The 21,424-nt window shown below is 72.1% G+C and carries 15 protein-coding genes; 2 read left to right on the forward strand and 13 right to left on the reverse strand.

Going from position 1 to position 21,424, the window contains the following annotated elements:
• Nucleotides 1-69: 69 nt before the first annotated feature.
• The 4 genes from QRX50_RS43475 to QRX50_RS43490 all read right to left on the reverse strand — a co-directional run bounded on the left by QRX50_RS43475 (nucleotide 70) and on the right by QRX50_RS43490 (nucleotide 7,306).
• Nucleotides 70-1,977: an intein-containing Rv2578c family radical SAM protein gene (locus tag QRX50_RS43475; protein ID WP_285968897.1), complete on the reverse strand. Its 1,908-nt coding sequence runs from the start codon at nucleotides 1,975-1,977 to the stop codon at nucleotides 70-72.
• Between the two features lie 152 nt (nucleotides 1,978-2,129).
• Nucleotides 2,130-3,542, reverse strand: coding sequence for a Si-specific NAD(P)(+) transhydrogenase (gene sthA, locus QRX50_RS43480; RefSeq protein WP_285968898.1), 1,413 nt, complete (start codon nucleotides 3,540-3,542; stop codon nucleotides 2,130-2,132).
• Between the two features lie 166 nt (nucleotides 3,543-3,708).
• Nucleotides 3,709-3,831: a DUF397 domain-containing protein gene (locus QRX50_RS43485; protein ID WP_285968899.1), complete on the reverse strand. Its 123-nt coding sequence runs from the start codon at nucleotides 3,829-3,831 to the stop codon at nucleotides 3,709-3,711.
• 475 nt (nucleotides 3,832-4,306) lie between these two features.
• Nucleotides 4,307-7,306, reverse strand: a complete 3,000-nt coding sequence (locus QRX50_RS43490; RefSeq protein ID WP_285968900.1) for an ATP-binding protein — start codon at nucleotides 7,304-7,306, stop codon at nucleotides 4,307-4,309.
• Between the two features lie 283 nt (nucleotides 7,307-7,589).
• On the opposite strand from QRX50_RS43490, the gene QRX50_RS43495 reads away from it, so the two are divergent.
• Complete coding sequence (locus QRX50_RS43495; protein WP_285968901.1) at nucleotides 7,590-8,984, forward strand: FAD-binding oxidoreductase; 1,395 nt, start codon at nucleotides 7,590-7,592, stop codon at nucleotides 8,982-8,984.
• A 58-nt stretch (nucleotides 8,985-9,042) separates the two neighbouring features.
• Here the strand turns inward: QRX50_RS43495 and QRX50_RS43500 are convergent, their stop codons facing one another.
• From QRX50_RS43500 to QRX50_RS43540, 9 genes are all read right to left on the reverse strand, one after another.
• Nucleotides 9,043-10,356 (reverse strand): type I glutamate--ammonia ligase, encoded by a 1,314-nt coding sequence (locus QRX50_RS43500; RefSeq protein ID WP_285974714.1) that lies wholly within the window; start codon nucleotides 10,354-10,356, stop codon nucleotides 9,043-9,045.
• Nucleotides 10,353-12,146 (reverse strand): IucA/IucC family protein, encoded by a 1,794-nt coding sequence (locus QRX50_RS43505; protein WP_285968902.1) that lies wholly within the window; start codon nucleotides 12,144-12,146, stop codon nucleotides 10,353-10,355. Before QRX50_RS43505 ends, QRX50_RS43500 begins: the two co-directional genes overlap by 4 nt.
• Nucleotides 12,143-13,450, reverse strand: coding sequence for a lysine N(6)-hydroxylase/L-ornithine N(5)-oxygenase family protein (locus QRX50_RS43510; protein WP_285968903.1), 1,308 nt, complete (start codon nucleotides 13,448-13,450; stop codon nucleotides 12,143-12,145). The genes QRX50_RS43505 and QRX50_RS43510 overlap by 4 nt, the downstream gene beginning before the upstream one ends.
• On the reverse strand, nucleotides 13,447-14,901 hold the full coding sequence (locus tag QRX50_RS43515; protein WP_285968904.1) for a pyridoxal phosphate-dependent decarboxylase family protein: 1,455 nt from the start codon (nucleotides 14,899-14,901) through the stop codon (nucleotides 13,447-13,449). The genes QRX50_RS43510 and QRX50_RS43515 overlap by 4 nt, the downstream gene beginning before the upstream one ends.
• Nucleotides 14,902-15,288: 387 nt before the next feature.
• Complete coding sequence (locus tag QRX50_RS43520) at nucleotides 15,289-16,242, reverse strand: LLM class F420-dependent oxidoreductase (RefSeq protein ID WP_285968905.1); 954 nt, start codon at nucleotides 16,240-16,242, stop codon at nucleotides 15,289-15,291.
• Nucleotides 16,239-18,359 carry a S9 family peptidase gene (locus QRX50_RS43525; RefSeq protein WP_285968906.1) on the reverse strand — a complete coding sequence of 707 codons (2,121 nt, stop codon included), beginning with the start codon at nucleotides 18,357-18,359 and terminating at the stop codon, nucleotides 16,239-16,241. The genes QRX50_RS43520 and QRX50_RS43525 overlap by 4 nt, the downstream gene beginning before the upstream one ends.
• A 20-nt stretch (nucleotides 18,360-18,379) precedes the next feature.
• Nucleotides 18,380-19,231, reverse strand: a complete 852-nt coding sequence (locus QRX50_RS43530) for a PPK2 family polyphosphate kinase (protein WP_285968907.1) — start codon at nucleotides 19,229-19,231, stop codon at nucleotides 18,380-18,382.
• 15 nt (nucleotides 19,232-19,246) lie between these two features.
• Nucleotides 19,247-19,714, reverse strand: coding sequence for an SRPBCC family protein (locus QRX50_RS43535; protein WP_285968908.1), 468 nt, complete (start codon nucleotides 19,712-19,714; stop codon nucleotides 19,247-19,249).
• Nucleotides 19,711-20,037: an ArsR/SmtB family transcription factor gene (locus QRX50_RS43540; RefSeq protein ID WP_285968909.1), complete on the reverse strand. Its 327-nt coding sequence runs from the start codon at nucleotides 20,035-20,037 to the stop codon at nucleotides 19,711-19,713. The genes QRX50_RS43535 and QRX50_RS43540 overlap by 4 nt, the downstream gene beginning before the upstream one ends.
• A 144-nt stretch (nucleotides 20,038-20,181) precedes the next feature.
• On the opposite strand from QRX50_RS43540, the gene rocD reads away from it, so the two are divergent.
• Nucleotides 20,182-21,417, forward strand: a complete 1,236-nt coding sequence (gene rocD / locus QRX50_RS43545) for an ornithine--oxo-acid transaminase (protein WP_285968910.1) — start codon at nucleotides 20,182-20,184, stop codon at nucleotides 21,415-21,417.
• The last annotated feature ends 7 nt before the right edge of the window (nucleotides 21,418-21,424 follow it).

A 21,424-nucleotide genomic window follows, 5' to 3' on the forward strand; every position in this document is an offset into this window, starting at 1 on the left:
CGCTCGGGGGGCGTGGCGGCCGGGTCACCGCTGCTGAGCGCGCCGGTCGGGGAAGGCCGGGTGGCGCGGTCAGAGCAGGCGGAGCTGTTCGGCGGGTGGTGGGGTTTCCACCCGGGGCTCCGGGACTTCCGGTTCGGCGGCCGTGCGGGGGTTGTAGCCCGTTTTGGGGGCCAGGCCGTGGCGGCGCAGCAGGGGGCCGACGCGTTCGCCGAGCTGCTGGCGGTAGGCGCGGTCGACGTAGCTGCCGCGCGCGTAGAGGCGTTTGTAGCGCGGCACCAGCGCGGGGTGGTGGCGGCCGAGCCACGCGGCGAACCACTCGCGCGCGCCGGGGCGTAGGTGCAACGGGATGACGGTGACGCTGTCGGCGCCCGCGTCGGCGAGCTCGGTGAACAGGGCGTCGAGGGCCTCGACCGAGTCGGTGAGGTACGGCAGCACCGGGGCGACGAGCACGGAGCACGGCAGGCCGGCCGCGCGCGCCTTGCGGACGAGGTCGAGGCGCGCTTGCGGGCTCGGCGTGCCGGGTTCGAGGCGGCGTTGCAGCTCGCGGTCGAGCAGTGCGATGGACACGGCCAGGCTGACCGGCACGTCCTTCGCGACCGATTCCAGCAGCGGGAGGTCGCGGGTGAGGACCGTGCCCTTCGACAGGATCGACAGCGGCGTGCCCGAATCGGCCAGGGCGCGGATGATGCCGGGCATGAGCTGGTAGCGGCCTTCGGCGCGCTGGTACGGGTCGGTGTTCGTGCCCATGGCGACGTGCTCGCGCTGCCAGCTGGGCCGTTTCAGTTGCGCGGCAAGGACTTCCGGGGCGTTGACCTTCACCACGACCTGGGTGTCGAAGTCGTGGCCCGCGTCGAAGTCGAGGTAGGTGTGGGTGTTGCGGGCGAAACAGTTGTGGGACACCATGCCATCGGCCACGAAATCGCCGGTGCCGGTGGTGATGTCGAACAGCGGCAGCTCCAGGCCGAGCGACTCGACGGAGGTGACCACGCGCCGCACGGACCCGATCGTCGTGCCGTCGAGAGAGCGCTTCCACACGACGGCCGGATCGGTCAAATGCAGGAACCGCAACACTTCCCCGGCCCCGCCGGTCAGCCGCGCCTGGCGCCGGCCCGCGTACTCGCGGTGGCCGACGGTCTCGTACTCGAACGAGAACCGATCCAGCGCGGCGAACATCGCGTCGACCACGTCGGTCTCGTCGTGCGCGATCGAGAGCACCCCGCGCCGGTACCCGCCCGCCAGGTCGAACAGCCCCGCGAGGAACCCGCGCGCCCAGTGCGCGTCGGGCTTTGGCGGCAGGCTCATGAACCCGACGGACGAACCGAAATCGGGCAGGTACCGCAACGCCCGCGCAGCCGCATCCTTCTCCGCCGCGAAGCCGCCGGAACGCAACATGCCGCACAGGTAGCCGGCGCGGTAGCCGAGTGTGTCGTCGGGCGTGCGCACGAACTTGCCGCCGCCGACGAGCTCCGTGCCCTCGACCAGGTGCGGCCGCTGCGCCGCGCCCAGCTTGCTGCCCGTGACGTACTTCCAGCCGCGCGCGCTGAGGAACCGGTGGTCGGGCCCGGTGACGAGGACGGTGCCGTCGTCGAGCGTCACGCGATACGCCTCGCGCACCGTCGTCCAGTGCGCCAGGACCTCCGTGGGCACCAGCCGCCGCGCGACGCCGTGGCCGCGCGTGCCGAGGATCCGCTCTCCCACCTGCAGGTCGGCGATCGGCTTGGCCCGCCCGTCGGCCAGCAGCACGGGCGTGCCGCCTTCAAGGCAATACGTGCACGCGTGGGAACACCCGCGGTACGGGTTCACGGTCCACCGGAACGGCACCTGCGACCCGTCGGGCACCCGGTTCAGCACCGACTTGGCGTGCACCTCGTGAAAGGTGACGCCGTCGAACTCCGGTGACCGCACGGACCGCAGCAAGCCGTCCAGGCCAGGCAGGATCGGCTCGCCCTCCCCCGCTCGTTGTCGTTCCCATCGCACCCATTCAGTCGAACACATGTTCTATCGAGTGTCAAACAGGTGTTCGAACGCTCACTCCGATGACGCGGCCGACCGAAGTGGCCAGGCGAATCGGCCCCGGCAGCACAGCGCCGCCGGAGTGGACCCCGGCGGCGCGTTTCCGGCGAAGAGGCTCAGATCGGGAACCGGTCCAACGCCCGGATCTTGTTCGTCGCGTCCAGGGCCGCGACCTTGTACGCCTCCGAGAGCGTCGGGTAGTTGAACACCGCGTCCACCAGGTAGTCGACGGTGCCGCCGCAGCCCATGACGGCCTGGCCTATGTGGACGAGGTCCGTGGCGCCCGTGCCGAAGACGTGGACGCCCAGCAGTTTGCGGTCCGCTGTGGACACCAGGAGTTTCAGCATGCCGTAGCTGTCGCCCGTGATCTGGCCGCGCGCGAGCTCGCGGTAGCGGGAGATGCCGACCTCGTAGGGCACCGAGGAGGAGGTCAGCTGGGCCTCGGTGGCGCCGACGTAGGAGATCTCCGGGATCGTGTAGATGCCGATGGGCTGCAGGGCGCCGAGGCCGTTCGCGGGTTCGCCGAACGCGTGGTAGGCGGCGAGCCGGCCCTGGTCCATCGAGGTGGCGGCGAGCGCGGGGAAGCCGATGACGTCGCCGACGGCGTAGATGTGCTCCACGTCGGTGCGGTAGTGCTCGTCGACCGACAGGCGGCCGCGTTCGTCGGCCAGCAGGCCGGCGTTCTCCAGCGCGAGCTCGCGGGTCATGCCCTGGCGGCCGGCGGAGTACATCACGCCGTCGGCCGGGATGCGCTTGCCGCTCACGAGCGTGGTCACGGTGGTCTCGTCGGAGACCGCGACGTTCGCCACCTTCTCCCCGAACCGGAACGTGACACCGAGGTCCCGCAGCTGGAACTTCAGCGACTCCACGATTTCCGGGTCGCAGAAGTCGAGCATCTGGTCACGCTGCTCCACTACCGTCACGCGCGAGCCGAGCGCGGCGAACATCGACGCGTACTCGATCCCGATCACCCCCGCCCCCACCACCACGAGCGACGACGGGATCGCCTCGAGCCGCAGGATCTCGTCCGAATCGAGCACGCGTACGGCGTCGAAGTCGACGTGCGCGGGGCGCGCGGGCCGCGTGCCGGTGGCGATCACGATGTGGTCGCCCGACACCGTGCGCCGGTCGCCGACGTGCTTGCCCTCGACCAGCACCGTGTGCGGATCGGCGAACGACGCCGTGCCCGGCACGAGGTCGATGTGGTTGCGCAGCAGCTGGGCCCGGACCACCTGGACCTCGCGCCCCACCACGTGCTGGGTGCGCGCCATGAGGTCGGCGATGGTGATGTCCTGCTTCACGCGGTAGCTCGCGCCGTAGAGCTCGCGCTGGTTCATCCCCGTCAGGTAGAGAACCGCCTCGCGCAGCGTCTTGGACGGGATCGTGCCCGTGTTGACGCACACCCCGCCCACCATGTCGTGGCGATCGACGACCGCCACCTTCTTCCCCAGCTTCGCGGCCGCGATGGCGGCCTTCTGCCCACCCGGGCCCGAGCCGATGACGATCAGGTCGTAGTCGTGTTCGCTCACGGTGTGAGCCTGCGCACTCACCCCGCGCACCGCAAGCCCTGGCCCGCGCCCGCCACGCCGCATTGACGCCGTGTTCGCACGCGGCGCCGGAAACAGCGGTCCCCAGCATCCTCGGGAAGCTGGGGCACCACTGTCGATGACGTCTAGCGGACGGACGCGTTCTGGGTCAGCTTCGCCGGGAACCTCGCCAGCCGGCCGGCGAGAGCGCGAAGTGGCCCCCTTCGGGATCCTTGGAGGCCCGGGCAGCCACCTCATCCAGCGGACCCGTCACAGGGAACCCGACCTCCACAAATTCCTGCTGCGGGTTCCCTGAGAACGACGACTTCCGCCAGTGGAAGTCACTTGTCCTCTCTTGTTTCCGCCTCCTCGATCAACTCGCCGATCAGCGTGACCGAATCGTCAGGACTCATCGCATCACGGCGGAGCTGTTCCGCCGCTTCCTTGGATCCCGCTGGCACAGCGGGCCGACGCGGAGCCGCTCGTGCTGGAGGACTACGAGGACCGTCAGCGGCCGAAAGTGAGGTGCTGAGCCATGCCTGCTCGCGCCCAGACCCCTGCCGCCACGTCGGGTGGCGGCAGGGCCTCCACGTCCCGGGACGCTCGGGCTGTCCGGAATCGTGTGGCGGCTGAGGGAAACCACGGTGCCGACGGTCCTGGAACTCGAACTCGTGCTGGAGCGAGCGGCGACGCTCCACGACCCCCTTGAGAAGTGCCGGGCGTTGTCGTCGAGCGGGATGGTGAACGCGGCTGAAGATCCTGGCATGTCAGAACCGGTCGAGGTCCCGTTCACAGCGCAGCCGAAGCGTCGTGCTCCCCTGCGCGGCCGCCAGCTCCACCGCCGTCTTCAGGCGGACCCGGCCCTGTTCGCGCCCGTCGTAGGCGGAGCGCAGGCGCAACACCTCGGGGAGCCACCAGAGGTCGTCGCGGGCTTGGCCGACGACGAGGGCCGCGTCGAGGGCGGCGCGGGCCGGGCCGGGGCGGTCGTGGCGGGCCAGCAGGTCGGCCTGCAGCGCGAGCCAGTAGGGCATGCGGGCGAGCGAGCCCTCGGCCTTGAGGTTGGCGACGCCGCGGCGGATGTCGGCGAGGCCGTCGGCGTCGCCGCGGACCCAGCCGCCCAGGACGAGGCCCCATTCGCGGTAGTAGGCGAAGCCGTAGCGGTCGCAGAGCTCACGCAGCTCGGCCGAATGCTCCGTCACCTCGTCGAGGTCGCCGCGCATCTGGTGGGTGATGCCGGCGTAGGCGAGGGCCACGGCGAGGCTGTACGGGTGCGTCATGGTGCGGGCCAGGCTCACGGCTTCGCGGCTGCTGCGGAGCGCTTCGTCCTCGTGGCCCAGCAGCCAGTGCGCGTGCGCGGCCCAGGCCAGGCTGTGCACCTCGGGCCGCGTGCCGATGGGCAGCGACGGCGCGCCGCGCGTGAGGCGGGCGGCGAGGTCGAAGTGGCGCAGCGCCTCCCCGGGCCGGCCGAGGCTCACCGAGGAGCCGGCGAACGCGAAGTGTGCGGAGCCGTTGAGCTCGTCTTTGGTGCGGTCGTCGTCGACGAGTTCGAGGGCGCGTTTCGCGGCCTCGTGCGCGCGGGCGGTGCGGCCCTGCACGAACCGCGACGTCCACAGCCCGACCAAGCCGACGAGTGTGGAATCCTGCTGCCCCAGGCGTTCCGCGAGCACGATCGAACGTTCGAGGGCCCGCTGGAGATCGGGAGACGCGTAGCCGAGCCGGGCGTTGAGGGGTCCGGAAAGGGCTTCGAGCACCTCCAGCTCACGCCGGTCCGTCTCCGGTCCGGCGGGGGCACCGGCGAGCAACGACAGGGCTTCGCGCAGCAGCCGGATCGCCTCGCCGTGGGCGAAGGTGCCGGCCGCGAGTTCGGCGGCCCGGCGGTAGAACTCCACGGCGCGGTCCGGCCGGCCGCCGCGGGCGTACTGCTCGGCCAGCTGCGCGGAGACGGCACCGGTGTCGCCGGGGTGCAGCAGTTCGAGGCTCTGCGCGAGCCGGCGGTGCAGCAGCCAGCGCCGCGCGCGGGTCACCTCCCGGTAGGCGGCGTCGCGGAGCAGGTCGTGGGAGAAGTCGTAGCCGTCGCGGAAGTCGCGCAGGATCCGCAGCCGCCACAGCTCGTCGACGGCGCGCACCACGGCTTCGGCGTCGAGGTCGCTGGCCTCGGTGAGCAGGTCGAGCGAGAAATCGCGGCCGACGGCGGCGGCCAGGCCAGCGATCTCGCGAGCGTCGGGGGTCGGCTGTCGCAGGCGTTCGGTGAGCACGGCGTCGAGGTCGCCGGGCGGGCCGCCGGAGCGCAGCGCCTCGACCACCGACAGCGGGAAACCACCGGTCGCGATGTGCAGGAGAGTGAGCTCGTCGCCCGAGGGCAGGAGGCCGGAGACGGACTCGGCCAGCCGCGCGGTGTCGTCGAGGTCCAGCGGGCTCAGATCCACTTCGGACAGCCGGCCGGTGGCACGCAGGCGTTCCGTCCAGCCGGCCAGGGTGCCGTCGCCGGGATCCGACCGCTGCGTGGCGGCGAGCAACAGCGGAGCGCGCGGTTCCAGGCCGAGGCAGAAGAGCAAGAACGCCAGGGTCTCCTGATCGCACCACTGCGCGTTGTCGAGCACGAGCAGCGTCGGCCGCCCGGCGCCGGTGAGGGCGCGAGCGAGGCCTTCGAAGAAGCGGTGCCGCTGCCACGCGTCGGCCACCGCACGCACCACAGGCGCCGGGCCAGTGTCCTTGCCGGCCGGGACGAGCCGGTCCACTTCGGCCCGCCACACCGGCGCGAGCGTCGCCAGAGACGGCTGGAGCACGGGGTTGCGCAGCCAGTCCGCCACCGGCGCCAGCGCGAGCCGGCCCGACGTCCCGAAGCACTGCGTCCCCGCCACCACCGCACCCTGGCTGCGGGCGAGCCGGGCCAGCTCGATCACGAGCCGGGTCTTGCCGACGCCGGCGTCGCCTCGCACGAGCGCGACGGACGGCTGGCCGCGCGCGGCTTGCTGCCACCGTTCCCGCAGCCGCGTGAACTCGCGGGCGCGGCCGACGAGGCGGGATTCGCGGCTGGGCACGGCGTCGGCCAGCAGCCGCCGCAACGCCGCCTGCGTCGCGCGGTCGGGCACCACACCCAGCTCGCGTTCGAGCACCGCCGCGCACTGGTGATACGTGCTCACGGCTCCGGCGCGGTCGCCGAGGTCGGCCTGCAGCTCCATGAGCGTGCGGTAGCCCAGCTCCTCCAGCGGCCGCAGGCGGATGCGACGGCGGGCGGTCTCGGCGGCGCCCGCGAGGTCGCCCAGGCGGCACTGGGCGTCGCCGAGCAGGTCGCACAGCGACACGCACTGTTGTTCCAGCTCGTTGCGGGGTTCGAAGAGCCAGTCGTCGCCCAGGCCGGGCATCAGCTCGCCGCGGTACTCGGCCAGCGCGGCGCCGGCGTGCACGCGCACTTCCTCGTCTTCGCCGGCGGCCAGGGCGGCCCGGCGTTCGGCGTCGAACACGCGCACGTCGACGCGGCAGCGGGGAGTGTCCTGCCAGGACAGATCCGTCGCGGTCGCGAGCAGCGCCGAGTCCTCGCCGAGGACCTGGCGCAGGTGATGCAGCTCGCGGCGCAGGTTCGTGCGGGCCTGCGCGTCGGAGGAATCGGGCCAGAACAGCGACGCGATCCGCTGCCTCGGCTGCGGCAGCCCCGCGTGTGTCACGAGGTAGCCGACGAGCGCGATCGCCCGCGGCGACCGGGTCACCGCCCGCCCGGTCGCACCGTGGGTGACCGACTGCTCGCCCAGCAGCGACACGTAGAGCATCCCGGGGTGCCTCCTGCCCAGGCACGGTAGTCGGGCGCACGCCGGCGGTGGGCGCACCGGACGACTCCCCCGCCGGGCCGGCTCGTCAGCCCGCCGTGGGTGCCGCGGAGAAGTCCTTGCAGAACGCCGAAAAGCTCGGCGACCACGCCTGCGTTCCCGGCAAAAAACTCGTCGCCCGAACGGACCTCGCGGTGAACCCGAACGCTGCGCGAACGCCCCGTACCTAGCTTCGGCGGGGCAGGCAGCCCGACCGGGAGGCCGTTCCACATCAGGGAGAAATCGCATGACCACCATCACCGCACCGTTCCCCGAGCTGGCGCTCGCGCTGAGGGGCGAGCTCGTGACGCGCGGCGACGACGGCTACGACGACGCTCGCGCGGTCTACAACGGGATGATCGACAAGCATCCCGCCGCCATCGCGCGGTGCGCGGACACCGCGGACGTCGTCACGTGTGTGAATTTCGCACGGGAGAACCGGATCGACCTCGCCGTGCGCGGCGGCGGGCACAACGCCGGCGGGCTGGGCATCGCCGACGACGCGCTGGTGATCGACCTTTCGGCGATGCGCAGCACGACCGTGGACCCCGAGACGCACACCGTGCGTGTCGACGCCGGGTGCACCTGGGGCGACGTCGACCATGCGACCGTGGGCTTCGGCATGGCCACGCCGTCGGGGATCATCTCATCGACCGGCGTCGCAGGGCTCACCCTCGGCGGCGGGATCGGCTACCTGGCCCGGCGCTTCGGGCTGACGGTCGACAACCTGCTCTCCGCGGACGTCGTCCTCGCGGACGGCAGCTTCGTGCACGCCAGTGAAAAGTCGCACCCGGACCTGTTCTGGGCGCTGCGCGGCGGTGGCGGGAACTTCGGCGTGGTCACGTCGTTCACCTTCCGCTGCCACGAAATCGGCGATCACGGCACGATCATCGGCGGCCCGGTGCTCTACGCGCTGGAGGACACCGAAGACGTGCTGCGCTGGTACCGCGAGCTGCTGCCCTCGCTGCCCGAGGAGCTCAGCGGCTGGTTCGGCCTGCTCACCATCCCGCCGGTCCCGCCGTTCCCGGAGGAGCTGTGGAACCGCAAGGCGTGCGGCATCGTCTGGTGCTACACGGGTGACCACGCGCGGGCCGACGAGGTCCTCGAGCCGGTGCGCTCGTTCGGCGCACCGCTGGTGGTGGGCCTGCAGCCGATGCCGTTCACCGCGCTGCAGAGCGCGTTCGACGGGCTCTACCCGCCGGGTCTGCAGTGGTACTGGCGCGCCGACGTGACCACGGAGATCTCCGACGACGCGATCGCCATTCACCGCCGCTTCGGTGAAATGCTGCCGACGATGCACTCGTCCATGCACATGTACCCGATCGACGGCGCCGCCGCTCGGGTCGCCGCCGACGCCACGGCGTTCCCTTACCGCGACGGCGGCTGGTCCGGCGTGATCGTGGGCGTGGACCCCTCGCCCGACAACCGGGAGAAGATCACCCGCTGGACGAAGGACTACTGGACCGAGCTGCACCCGACCTCGGCCGGCGGTGCGTACGTCAACTTCATGATGGAGGAGGGCGACGACCGCGTCCGGGCCGCCTACCGCGACAACTACGAGCGGCTGGCGCAGGTCAAGAACCGCTACGACCCGGAGAACCTCTTCCACATCAACCAGAACATCCGGCCGTCCGGTTCGTGAGCGGCCCGGCCGGGTGGCTGCGGCGCGGCGGTCGGGGCCGCACCGCAGCACTCCGCGGTCAGGAACGGAGGGAGCCGCGTCGGCGCTGGAAGTCGGTGACGGTATCCAGGGCGGCGTGGAGTTCCTGACGCAGCAAGGCGAGCTGCTGGGTGGAGACGTCCTCTCCCAGCAGCTCGCCCAGGCGGCCCTTTTCCAGCTCCGCCAGCGCTTCCCACGGCGTCGGCGCGAGCTCGCCGACGACCGTGCCCGGATCCGGCGGCGTCAGGCCGTCGGCCACGCCGGCGCAACCGGCCGCCACCAGGGCGGCCACGACGAGGTGCGGCTGAGCGTCGGCGCCGGCGAAGCGGAACTCCAGCCGGGACGACGCGGAGGTGCCGCACAGCCGGACGGCGGCGGTGCGGTCGTCCGGGCCCCAGCGCAGCACGCGCGGGGAGAACGACGCGGTGCGCAGGCGGACGTAGCTGTTCCACGTCGGTGCCCACACGGCGGTCAGCGCTCGCGCGTCGCGCAGCACACCCGCGAGGAACGCGCCGAGGCCGAAGGGGAAGCCCGCCGGACCGTCTGGAGTGGACAGTGACAGGTGCACGTGGCACGAGTTGCCCTGGCCGGTCTCCGGCGCGGCGAGGTAGTCGGCGCTCGTGTTGTGCCGGGTCGCGACGCGGCGGGTGAGCAGCTGCAGCAGCAGGGCGTCGTCGCACGCGGCGAGCGCGTCGCGGTGGCGCAGCACCACTTCGTACTGGCCGGGGTGGCATTCGGCGCGGGCGGATTCCACGCCCAGGACCGAGGCGGCCGAGCGCAGGTCGGCCAGCAGCGGGGCCAGGCGTTCGGTGCCGCCCACCGCGTAGTCCACGCCGTGGCCGGTCAGCGGGGTGCCGGAGCCGTCGCGGAACACGACCTCGTGTTCGATGCCGATCGACGGCACGAGCCCGAACTCTTCGAGCGCGGCCAGCTGCGTCCGCAGTACCGTGCGCGGCGCGAGGCCCGCCGGCGCGCCCGCGGGCAGCTCGGCGTCGCACACCACGGCCCACGTGCGGTCGCCCAGGGGCACGGCCGTCGCGGCGTCCACGCGCAGGCGCAGATCGCCGAAGCCGCCGAGGTAGGCGCCCAGGGAACCGTTGTCCGGCAATGGTTCCCGCTCCGGGGTCCAGGCGAAGACGTAGCTGCACACGCCGTAGCCGTCGTCGAGCACCGACGCGGCGAACGGCGCCTCCAGCTCCACCGCGGCGAACCGCGCGTGCGGGTCGGGCACGAGCAGCACCAGCCGCGTGCCCTCCTCGGCGAGCACGTGCCGCAGCACGGCCGCCGCGGCCGAGCCCGCCTCCGCGCGCACGGTGAGCGAGCGCGCGCCGACGGGCCGGTCGAACGGCGTCACCACGCGCCGTCCGGGTCGGGCGCGTGCAACGGGTTGGGCACGCGGCCCCAGCGGACGTCGAACTCGTCGTCGCGATCCACCTTGTCGAAGCCCTGCCCGGCGAAGTGCTCACGGTTGAGCGTGACGCGCTCGACGTCGGGCGCGAACAGCCGGCACGCGTCGAAGCGCTCGGCCACGTCGGGGTTCTCGTCGCGATAGCGGCCGACGACCTCGCGCACCAGGGCCCAGAAGTCGCCGCGCGCCAGGCCGACGTCGTCGAGCAGGACCTCGGCCCAGAACCGCAGCTGGCCCGAGAACACGGAGCTGAACAGCGACTGCGCGAGCAGGTGGGCGGGCCAGCGCAGCATGTCGGCGTCGGCCTCGGGCGGGAGGTCGGCGTAACACGGCAGCTCCTCGTCCATCAGATCCACGCCCTGCGCGAAGTCCTTGATGGCCACGCGCACGGGCCGGCTGTCGGCGTCGACTACGAGGATCAGGTTCTGACCGTGGGGGCAGAACCCGACGCCATAGCGCAGCAGCCACTGCAGCAGCGGCGTGAGCAGCAGGTCGAACAGCCACGACAGCCACACCTCGGCGCCGTCGCCGGCCTGGGTGATGAGCCGGGTGAGCACGGCTTCACCCGAAGCGTCGCGGTAGGGCAAGGCGGCGAACGAGATCGCGCGCTCACCCTCGGCCAGCGTTGCGACGAGCGGCTCGCGCCAGAGCGCGCCCAGCGTCTCGTGGAAGCGGTAGGGCAGCTCTTCGAGCGCGCCGAACAGCGGGTGACGCACGGACACGCTCGCCACCTCGCCCAGCAGCGCGAACCGGTACTTCTCCGACAGCAGCGGGTCGGCCGCGTCGACGCGGCGCAGCCACTCGGTGACCGACGGCCCGGCCAGCGTCGCCGCGGAGTTCAGGCCGCGGTAGACCAGCGTGTTGCGCACCGAGACGGCGGTTTTCACGTCGTGGCGCTCGGGCCGGCTGCGGTTGGCGAGCGTGCGCACCGTCTGGTGGGGCCGGTAGGCATCGGCGCTCTCCCCCAGCTCGATCATCCGGCCGGTCGCGAGTTCGGCGGAATACAGGGTGCCGAGGATCTCGTCGGCCTGCCACGGGTGCACGGGCACCCACGCGTAGTCGGCCGGGTCGCCGACCGCGGCGACGCGTGCGGTGAACTCCGCGCGCTGGGCGTCGTCCAGCTCGTGATGGAGCAGAGTGGCGGCGTCGAGGTCCGCGACCGAGCGGAACTGCGCCAGGTCGCGGTGCACGGCGTACCAGCGCAGGCGGACGTCCTCACCCGCCTCCGGCGCGTAGCGGGCGCGGTCCGGAGCCGAGAAGCCGACGCGGCCCTTGTTCAGCACGAGCCGCGGGTGGCCGGTGAGGTGGCCGTCGGCGAGGTTGTAGTCCATCGTGGACAGTTCGGCGGCGGTCGGGGCGCGGCGCAGGCGCGCGGCCTCGTTGGTGACGGTGGCGGTGAGCTCGGCGAGCACGTCGGCCAGGCGCAACTTCGTAAGGCCCAGCGTTTCCCGCGCGTCGACGACCAGGGTGCGCGGGTCGTCGGCGGGCGTTTCGGCGCCGTCGGCCAGCCGGACGGCGCTGCCGGCCAGCACCGTCCACGACTCGAACGCGCCGCGGCGGGCCTCGAAGCGGTATGAGACGCCGCCGGGGAGGTCGAGCAGCCAGGTGCGGTGGCCGTCGCGGGTCGGTTCGCCGGGCCGCGGGCGCAGCATCGCCTCGTAGGACAGCTCGCCGAGCATCTTGTGCGTGACGAGCGAGCCCGCGGCCCGCCAGGCGGCGGCGTCGGTCAGGGTCACTGCTCCTCCGTGGGTTCTGATCCGGTGTTCAGGCCGAACGTGGTGAACGCGGTGCGCTCGGGCAGGTCGTAGACCGGCTTGCCGCACACCGCGTTGAGGATCGCCGCGGCCCGCCAGGCGCCGAGGCCGAGGTCGGGTGCGCCGGGGCCGTGGGTGTGGCGCTCGGCGTTCTGCACGAACACCGAGCCGGTGACACCGCCGCGCAGCTCCAGCCGGTGGTCCGCGCCGACGACGAGCCGGCCGTGGCCGTCACGGCGCACGGCGAGCTCCCGCAGCAAGGGCGCGGTCGGCGTTTCGGCGTAACCGGTCGCGGCGACCACGGCGTGGGTGCGGTGCGTGGCGGTGCTCCCCTGCTCGGCGTGCCGCAGGCCCAGCTCGATCCCGCGCTCGCCGGCCGTGGCCGAGACGACCTCGACGCCGGGCGTGAGCGCCGAGCCGGGCCAGCCGCCGCCGATGCTGCGGCGGTAGAGCTCGTCGTGGATCGCGGCGATGGTCTCCGTGTCGATCCCCCTGTACAGCTGCCATTGCGACGGCAGCAGCCGGTCGCGCACCGCCTCGGGCAAGCCGTGGAAGTAGGCCGTGTAGTCCGGCGTGAACTGCTCCAGGCCCAGCTTCGAGTACTCCATCGGCGCGAACGCGGGCGTGCGTGCGAGCCAGCGCAGGCCGTCCACAGTGGACCGTGAGCGCAGGAGGTCGAGGAACACCTCGGCGCCCGACTGCCCCGAGCCGACCACGGTCACCGTCTCCGCCGTCAGCAGCTCGGCGCGGTGGGTGAGGTAGTCGGCCGAGTGCAGCGCGAGCACGTCCGGGGCCGCGACGAGGTCCCGCAACGGTCCGGGCACGCTGGGCCGGGTGCCGACGCCGAGCACGACCGACGACGCGAGGACCGGTTCGCCGGCCGTCACGCTCAGCTCGAACGCCTCCTCCGCCGCCACCCAGCGAAGGCCCGTGACCTCGTGGCCGAAGCGGCACGCGGGCAGGCGGGCGGCGGCCCAGCGGCCGTAGTCGTCGTACTCCGCGCGCGGCAGGTGGAAGCGCTCGGCGAAGTAGAACGGCAGCAGGCGGCCGCGTTCGCGCAGGTAGTTGAGGAACGAGTACCGGCTGGTGGGGTCGACGAGCGACACGAGGTCGGCGAGGAACGGGACCTGCAACGTCGCGCCGTCGACCAGCAGCCCGGGGTGCCAGCGAAACTCCGGGCGCGCGTCGAAGAGCACCACGTCGAGCTGGTCGAGCGGGTCGGCCAGCGCGGCGAGCGACAGGTTGAACGGCCCGATCCCCACCCCCGCGAGGTCGAAGCGCCTCACGAGGCGACCGGGCTCTGCGGTGCGGGCACGCCGCGCTCGGCCGCGGCCGTGGCGACGACCCGGTCGAGGAGCTCGACGTAGTCCTCGGCCGTCGTGTGCGGGTGCAGCAGGGTGAGCTTGAGCCACAGCTGCGAGGTGCCGTCCGGGCCGGTCGGCAGGGCGCCGCGGCCGATCACCGCGGTGCCGGCTTCCAGCAGCGTGCGGCGGACGCGGGCGACGAGGTCGTCGTCGGCGCCGCGCGGGCGGAAGACGACCGTGGACAGCTCCGGTTTGCCCCAGGACTGCAGTGCGGGGTGGCGTTCGACCAGCTCGTTGACCTCGGTGGCGGTGGTGCAGCAGCGTTCGACCAGCGCGCCGAGGCCTTGGGTGCCGAGCGCGCGAACGGTGACGGCCATGCGGAAGGCGTCGGGGCGCCGGGAGGTGCGGATCGAGCGGCCGAGGAGGTCGGGGAGGCCGGCTTCGGTGTCGTCGTCGGCGTTGAGGTACTCGGCGCGGACGGTCAGCGCGGAGAGGTCGGCCGCGTTCCGGGCGGCGAAGAGGCCGGCGGCGACGGGTTGCCAGCCGAACTTGTGCATGTCGAGGGCGACGGAGTCGGCGAGTTCGAGACCGGCGATGCGGGGCGCCAGGGATTGACTGCAGAGGAGCAGGCCACCGTAGGCCGCGTCGACGTGGAGACGGGCGCCGGAGAGGCGGCAGATGCGGGCGATCTCGCCGAGAGGGTCGATGCGGCCGGTGTTGGTGGTGCCGGCGGTGGCGACGACGACGGCGGAGGCGCCGAGCGGGGCCAGGGCTTCGGCGAGGGCTTCCGGGATCATGCGGTCGTCTTGGCAGGGGACGACGACAGGCGCGGGGAGGCCGAGGAGCCAGGCGGCGCGGGAGACGCTGTGGTGGGAGTTGGCGCCGCAGACGGGGCGGATGGTGCTGGCGGTCGTTTCCCGGGCCAAGAGGAGGCCGAGGAGGTTGGATTCGGTGCCGCCGGAGGTGACTACGGCGTCGGCGGTGGGATTGGCCGGGAAGCAGAGGTGGGCGATGCCGGTGAGGAATTCCGCTTCCAGTTCGCTGGCCATGGGGGCTTGGTCCCAGGAGTCCATGGAGGGGTTCATGGCCGCGGCTACTACGTCGGCTGCGACGGAGACGGCGAGGGGCGGGCAGTGGAGGTGGGCGGCGCAGGAGGGATCTGCTGGGTCGGCGGTGCCTGCGGCCAGAAGGGTTGAGTAGTGCTCCAGGGCTTGTTCGGCGCCGATGCCGGTTTTGGGAAGGCGTTTCGTGCCGCCGGCCGCGGCCAAGGATGCGGCTACGGAGGCGGGGCCGCCGGAGGGGATGGGGCCGTTGCGTTCGGTGATGCCTGCTGCCATGCCGTGGAGGGCTGTGGGGATCAGGGTGGCCAGCCGGGATGCGCCGTGGCGGCCGCCGGCCAGCCAGGTTGCTGAATCTCCATCCGATGCGCCCACAGAGCCGCCTTTCTTAGGGTAACCTTGCCTACCCTACGCAACAATACGGACACCCACCGCAAGGTGGATGGGGTGGGGGTCCTCTGTGTTCAGGATGGCGGGGGTGGAGGGGTTGATGCGTCGGCCATTTGGGGGCTCGGGGCGAGATTCAGGGGGTCGCTCGGCGCGAGGGATCTTGGGGTGATCGCGGGCGGCTCGGCGCGCGGGGCGCACCATTGCCCGGTGCGTTGCCGGGTGACCGTTGGCGAGCCGCAAGGACACGCAGAGGTGGGTGCGCGCTGGGTGATGCAGGCGGGTGGCGGTCGAGGACGGGCCGAAGCGCCCCAATGTGGCGTTGGGTGCGTTGAGTGCAACGAACGCCGCATTGGGGCGGTGGGTGGGGTCGGGTCAGCGGCGGGGGGCTAGGCCCTTGGCTAGGTCGAAGGGGTCGGTGCCGGTGGGGAGGCGGGCGATGATGGGGGTGGTGAGGCCGTTGTCTACATAGGACTGGACTTGGTCGCGGCAGGAGTCGACGGAGCCGTGGATGACGAGGGAGTCGACGACGGAATCGGGGATGACGGCGTTGGCTTTTTTGCGGTCGCCGGCGGCCCAGGCTTGGTGCATGGGGGCGAGTTCGTCGCCGCGGCCCAGCCAGTCGTGGAATTTGGCGTAGACGGGGACGGTGAGATAGCTGGAGATCATCATGCGGCCGAGGGCCCTGGCGGCGTCTTTGTCTTCGGTGGGGCAGACGAAGATGCGGGCCGCCAGTTCGACGTCGGGGCCGATGACTTTGCGGACCTTCGGGACGTCGGTGGCGGCGAGCCAGTTGGTGATGGCGCCGTCCGCCTCGGTGGCGGCGAGGCGGAGCATGCCGGGGCGAAGGGCGGCGAGCATGACCGACGGGGCGGGGTCGGGGGCGCGTTCGAGGCGGAATTTGTTGACGGAGAAGGTGTCGTAGGACTCGGTGACCTTCTCGCCCGCCAGGGCGCTGCGGAGGAAGTGCAGGGTGTCGCGGGTGCGGGCGAAGGGCTCTTCGAACGCGGCGCCGTTCCAGCCTTCGACGATGACCGGGGAGGAGGCGCCGATGCCGAGGACGAAGCGGCCCGGGGCGAGTTCGGCGAGGGTCGAGGCGCTCATGGCCAGGAGGCCGGGGCCGCGCGTATACACGGGCACGATGGCGGTGCCGAGGCGTAGCTGCGGAGCCCATTGTGACGCCAGCACCAGAGGCGTGAAGGCGTCGGTGCCGGCGGTTTCGGCCGTCCACGCGTCGGTGTAGCCCAGGTCGGGCAGTTGTTCCACGAGGGCGCGGTGCTCGAGCAGCGGCACCCCCGTGAGCGGGATGGTCAGGCCCCACCGGTTCATGCGTTCTCCTTGTCGACGGTGACGGCGGCGAGCTCACGCAGGATCCAGTCGACCTGCGTGCGCATCAGGTTTTCCGCGACCTCCTCGGCCTGCGGGGTCATGTGGGTGGCCCCGGCCAGCGGGAGGAAGACGTGGGGGCGGCCCTTGGCGAGCAGGGCGCCGGAAAGCCGGAGTGAGTGCGCCGGGAAGACGTTGTCGTCGGCGAGGCCGTGGACGATGAGCAGCGCGCGGGACAGTTCGCCGGCGTCGGCGATGAGGGAGTTGTGCTCGTAGATCTCAGGGGCGTCCTGTGGTTTGCCGAGGTAACGCTCGGTGTAGTGGGTGTCGTAGAGGGCCCAGTCGGTGACCGGGGCGCCGGCGACGGCGGCATGGAAGACGTCCGGGCGGCGCAGGACAGCCAGCGCCGAGAGATAACCGCCGTAGGACCAGCCGCGGATGGCGACGCGTTCGAGGTCCAGCTCGGGGTGGTCGGCCGCGGCGGCGTGCAGGGCGTCGACCTGGTCGGCGAGGGTGACGTCGGCGAGTTTGCCCGCGATCTCGCGTTCCCAGGCCGGGCCGCGGCCGGGCGAGCCGCGGCCGTCGGTGACGAGGACGGCGAAGCCCTGGTCGGCGAGCCACTGCGGGGTCAGGAATGCGTTGCGGCTCTGGAGCACGCGCTGGGCGTGCGGGCCGCCGTACGGGTCGAGCAGGACCGGGAGCTTGCCTTCGCTGGGTTCGTAGCCGCGCGGCAGCACCAGTGCGGCGCGAAGGCCGCGCTCGCCGAGGGTGAGCCACGTCAGGTTGGGCTCGATCTCGGGGTCCACAGTGGACGAGGTGATCTCCCCCACCTGAACACCATCGCGCAGGACCGTGACCACCGGGCCGCTGTGGGCGAGGCTCCACTCCGTGAGCACGGTCAGCTCCGTGCTGCCGGCGCCGACGTGCACGCCGTCCTGAGTGGACAGTCGCTGGACGCCGCCGGCTTCAGTACGGAAGACGTGGATCTGCGTGGAGTCGGCCTCCGACGCGGTGAAGAGCACCTGCTCGCCCGCGTGCAGGACCGCGCGCAGCTGCAGGCCCGGCGGGGTGACGCGCTCCCCCGCCACCACGAGCCGGTTGTCGCCGTCGGCTGCGCTCGTGGTGACGAGCCGGCCGTCGGAGGTCCACGCGGGCACGCCCTGCACGATGTCGACCCAGTGGTCGTCGGTCTCGGTGTGCAGCTCGGTCACGGAGCCGTCGGCCGGGTCGAGGGCCAGCACGGTGAGGCGCTTCTGGTCGCGCGGCTGCACCGCGAGCAGCGGCGCGCCGCCGGCCGACCAGTGCACCGTCACCAAGTACTCCCAGTCGCCGCGCTCGACGTCGACGCGACTGCCGTCCAGCCCCAGCACCGCGAGCGACACCACGGCGTTGGGCGAACCCGCCGACGGGTAGGCCACGACGTTGGCCGGGTGGTCCGGGTTCGCGGGGTCGCCGATCGTCCAGCGCGGCACCGGGCCGCGGTCGGAGCGCTCCACGATCAGGCTTTGCCCATCCGGCGCCCACCAGTAGCCGCGCGTGCGGTCCATCTCCTCGGCGGCGATGAACTCCGCGAGGCCCCACGCGATGTCCGCCGCGTCGCTGCCCTCTTCCTCGACGAGTGCGCGGTCGGTGCCCGTGGCCAGCTCGATCACGCGCAGGCGGCGGTCGCGGACGTAGGCGACGTGCGTGCCGGTCGGGTTGGGGCGCGGGTCGACGACCGAGCCGTCGACGAGCACCGCGGTGGCGCCGGTGGCCAGGTCGAGCGTGTAGAGCTTGCCGGACAGCGTGAAGGTGACGACGGTGAACGCGTCGTCCACGCCGTAAGCCACCACGCCGCCGCCGGTCTCCCGCGCGCGTTCGCGCCGCGCCCGCTCCTCCGGCGGCAGGTCCTCCTCGCCAGGCAGCAGCTCCGCGGCGTCGACGAGCTTGACCTCCGTACCGGTCGCGAGGTCGAGCGACCACAGGCTGTTCCGCGGGTCCGTGCCCGTCTCACTGCGCAGGAACAGCACGCGCGAGCCGTCCGGGGCCACGCGGAACTGCTTGGGGGCGCCGAGGGTGAAGCGCTGCGTGCGGGCCTGGCGGCGGAGGAACGGAACGTCGTCGAGAGCAGAGTCGGTCACGCCCGCACTCTTCCAGACGATCAGGCCGGCACGCCATCACCCTTCAGCTTCGCCAGCTGCTCGGCGACGTCGAACTGCGGCTCCGGGAACCGCGGCGCCATCTCCGTCATCGTCTCGATCAGCAGCTCGGCGACGGCCCAGTTGCGGTACCACTTGCGATCGGCCGGCACGACGTACCACGGCGCGTGCTCGGTCGACGTACGCGCGAGCAGGTCGGCGTACGCCTGCGCGTAGGCGTCCCAATGGCCGCGGGCCTCGACGTCGGACGGCGCGAACTTCCAGATCTTCTCCGGCCGTTCCAGCCGCGCGACGAGCCGGCGCAGCTGTTCCTCGGGCGAGATGTGGAGGAACACCTTGACGATCGTGGTGCCGCCCGCCACGACCTCGTTCTCGAACGCGTTGATCTGCGAGATCCGGCTGCGCCGCTCGGCCGCAGTGAGCAGGCCGGACACGCGGGGCACGAGCACGTCCTCGTAGTGCGACCGGTCGAACACCCCGATCTGGCCCGACGCCGGCAGCTCCTTGCGGATGCGCCACAGGAAGTCGTGCCGGCGCTCGGCGGGCGTGGGCACCTTGAAGCCCTTGTAGCGCACGCCCATCGGGTTCACCAGGCCCAGCACGTGCCGGACGGTGCCGCCCTTGCCGGAGGTGTCCATGCCTTGCAGCACCAGCAACACGCTGCGGCCGCCTCCGCTCGTGCCCTCGGCGTACAGCGCCTCCTGCAGGGCGTCGAGCCGCTCACCGGCGGTGGCGAGTTTCTTCTCGCCCTTGCCCTTCTTGCCCGGCCCGACCGGTGAGGACCCCGGGTCCGGCAGCTCCGCCGTGGCACGGAGCGCGTCGCGGACCCGGGTTCCGTTGTCGTTCTTCGCCATCCGGCGACGATAACCTCAGGAAGCGGCCTTCGCGGCGAAGAGTTTCAGCAGTCCGTGCCAACCGCCCTCGGTGTCCACACCGTCGTAAACCTTCTCGGCGGTGGCGCCGTGCCGCTCGAACGCGCGGTGCTCGATGGCGACTCGCGTGGTCCCGGGCCCCTCCGCGGTGAAAACGACCTCGATCTCGCTCGCGCGCGCCGGGTCCGGATCGATCTTCCAGTCCCCGTCGATGTGCCACGACAGAACCACTCGGCCGGGTGGCTCCCAGACGAGCACGTGACCCCACACGCACTCGGACCCGTCGGTGAGCCGCTCGTACCAGCGTCCCCCTTCCTTCGATTCGAGGACCACTTCGGCGAGCTCGCCCTCGCCCAGGTGGTGCTCCCTCGGCCACCAGCTGTCGAACCCCTCGGTGTAGACCTTGAACGCGTGCTCGCGCGAGCACGCGACGGTGATCGTCTTGCGGACCGGTTCCAGTGTCATGGCTCTTCGCTTCCTGAGACGGTTTCCTCGGCTTTCCTGGCGAACGAACTCAGCGCGTCCGACCACATCTCGTCGAGGTAGGCGCGCAGCGCGGCAATCCCTTCGGGGCGCAGCCGGTACAGCCGTTTCGTCCCGGCCGCCTGGTCGAGAACCAAGCCCGCCTCCTTGAGCACCTTCAGGTGCTGCGAGACCGCCGGACGACTGATCGGCAACGTCGCGGCCAGCTCCCCCACCGCACGCGGCCCTTCGCGGAGCGCTTCGAAGATCGCGCGCCGGGACGGGTCGGCCAGGGCGGAGAGCTGGTCGCTTCCGTAAGTCGCCACGAACGGTAAGTTACAGCTTACCAAGGACGGCGGTCAACGCCACGCATCGTTTCGCCGGTCAGACCACCAGACTGCGCAACAAACGGCGGGTTAAAGCAACGTTTCCCGGCTGAAGTCCCCGCTCGTTGGATCTAGCCTGAACGCATGACGACGCTCGCCGGTCGGGAGACCGCCAGCCCTGCCTCCGCCGACGGCTTCATCGAGCTCGACGAGCGATGGAGCACGCACAACTACCACCCGCTGCCCGTCGTGATCGCCGAGGCCGAGGGCGCGACGGTGACCGACGTCGAGGGCAAGAGCTACCTCGACTTCCTGTCCGGTTACTCCGCCTTGAACTTCGGCCACCGCCACCCCGCGCTGATCGCCGCGGCCGTGGAGCAGCTGGGCCGGGTCACGCTGACCTCGCGCGCGTTCCACCACGACCAGCTCGGGCTGTTCTGCCGCGAGCTCGCCGAGCTGACCGGCACCGAGATGGTGCTGCCGATGAACTCCGGCGCCGAGGCCGTGGAGTCGGCGGTGAAGGTGGCGCGCAAGTGGGCCCACCAGGTCAAGGGCGTGCCCGACGGCACGGCCGAGATCGTGGTCGCCGGCGCCAACTTCCACGGCCGCACCACCACGATCGTCTCGTTCTCCACCGACGACACCGCGCGCGCCGGCTTCGGGCCGTTCACGCCCGGCTTCGTCACGGTCCCCTACGGCGACGCGGCCGCCCTGCGCGCCGCCATCACCCCGCGCACGGCCGCGGTGCTGCTGGAACCGGTGCAGGGCGAGGCGGGCGTGATCGTGCCGCCGGCCGGTTACTTCGCCGACGTGCGCCGCGCGTGCGACGAGAACGGCGTGCTGCTCATCGCCGACGAGATCCAGTCCGGCCTCGCCCGCACGGGCACCGTACTGGCTCTGGACCACGAGGGCGTGCGCGCCGACGTGTACACCCTCGGCAAGGCCCTCGGCGGCGGCATCCTGCCCGTGTCCGCCGTGGTCGGCAGCCGCGACGTACTGGGCGTGTTGAAGCCGGGCGAACACGGCTCGACGTTCGGCGGCAACCCGGTGGCTTGCGCCGTCGGGCGCGCCGTGGTGCGGCTGCTGCAGACCGGTGAGTACCAGCAGCGCTCGGCCGAGCTGGGCGCGCACCTGCACGAACGGCTGTCGGCTTTGGTCGGCCACGGCCTGTCAGCGGTTCGCGGCCGCGGCCTGTGGGCGGGCGTGGACATCGCGCCGGGTGGGCCCACGGGGCGCGCTGCGTCCGAGGCGCTCGCCGGGCTGGGTGTGCTGTGCAAGGAGACGCACGACCACACGCTGCGCATCGCGCCGCCGCTGGTGATCAGCCGCGCGGAGCTGGACCGCGGCATCGACGCGATCGCCCAGGTGGTGCGCCGCTAGTCCGTTC

This window comes from Amycolatopsis sp. 2-15, assembly GCF_030285625.1.
Lineage (GTDB): Bacteria > Actinomycetota > Actinomycetes > Mycobacteriales > Pseudonocardiaceae > Amycolatopsis > Amycolatopsis carbonis.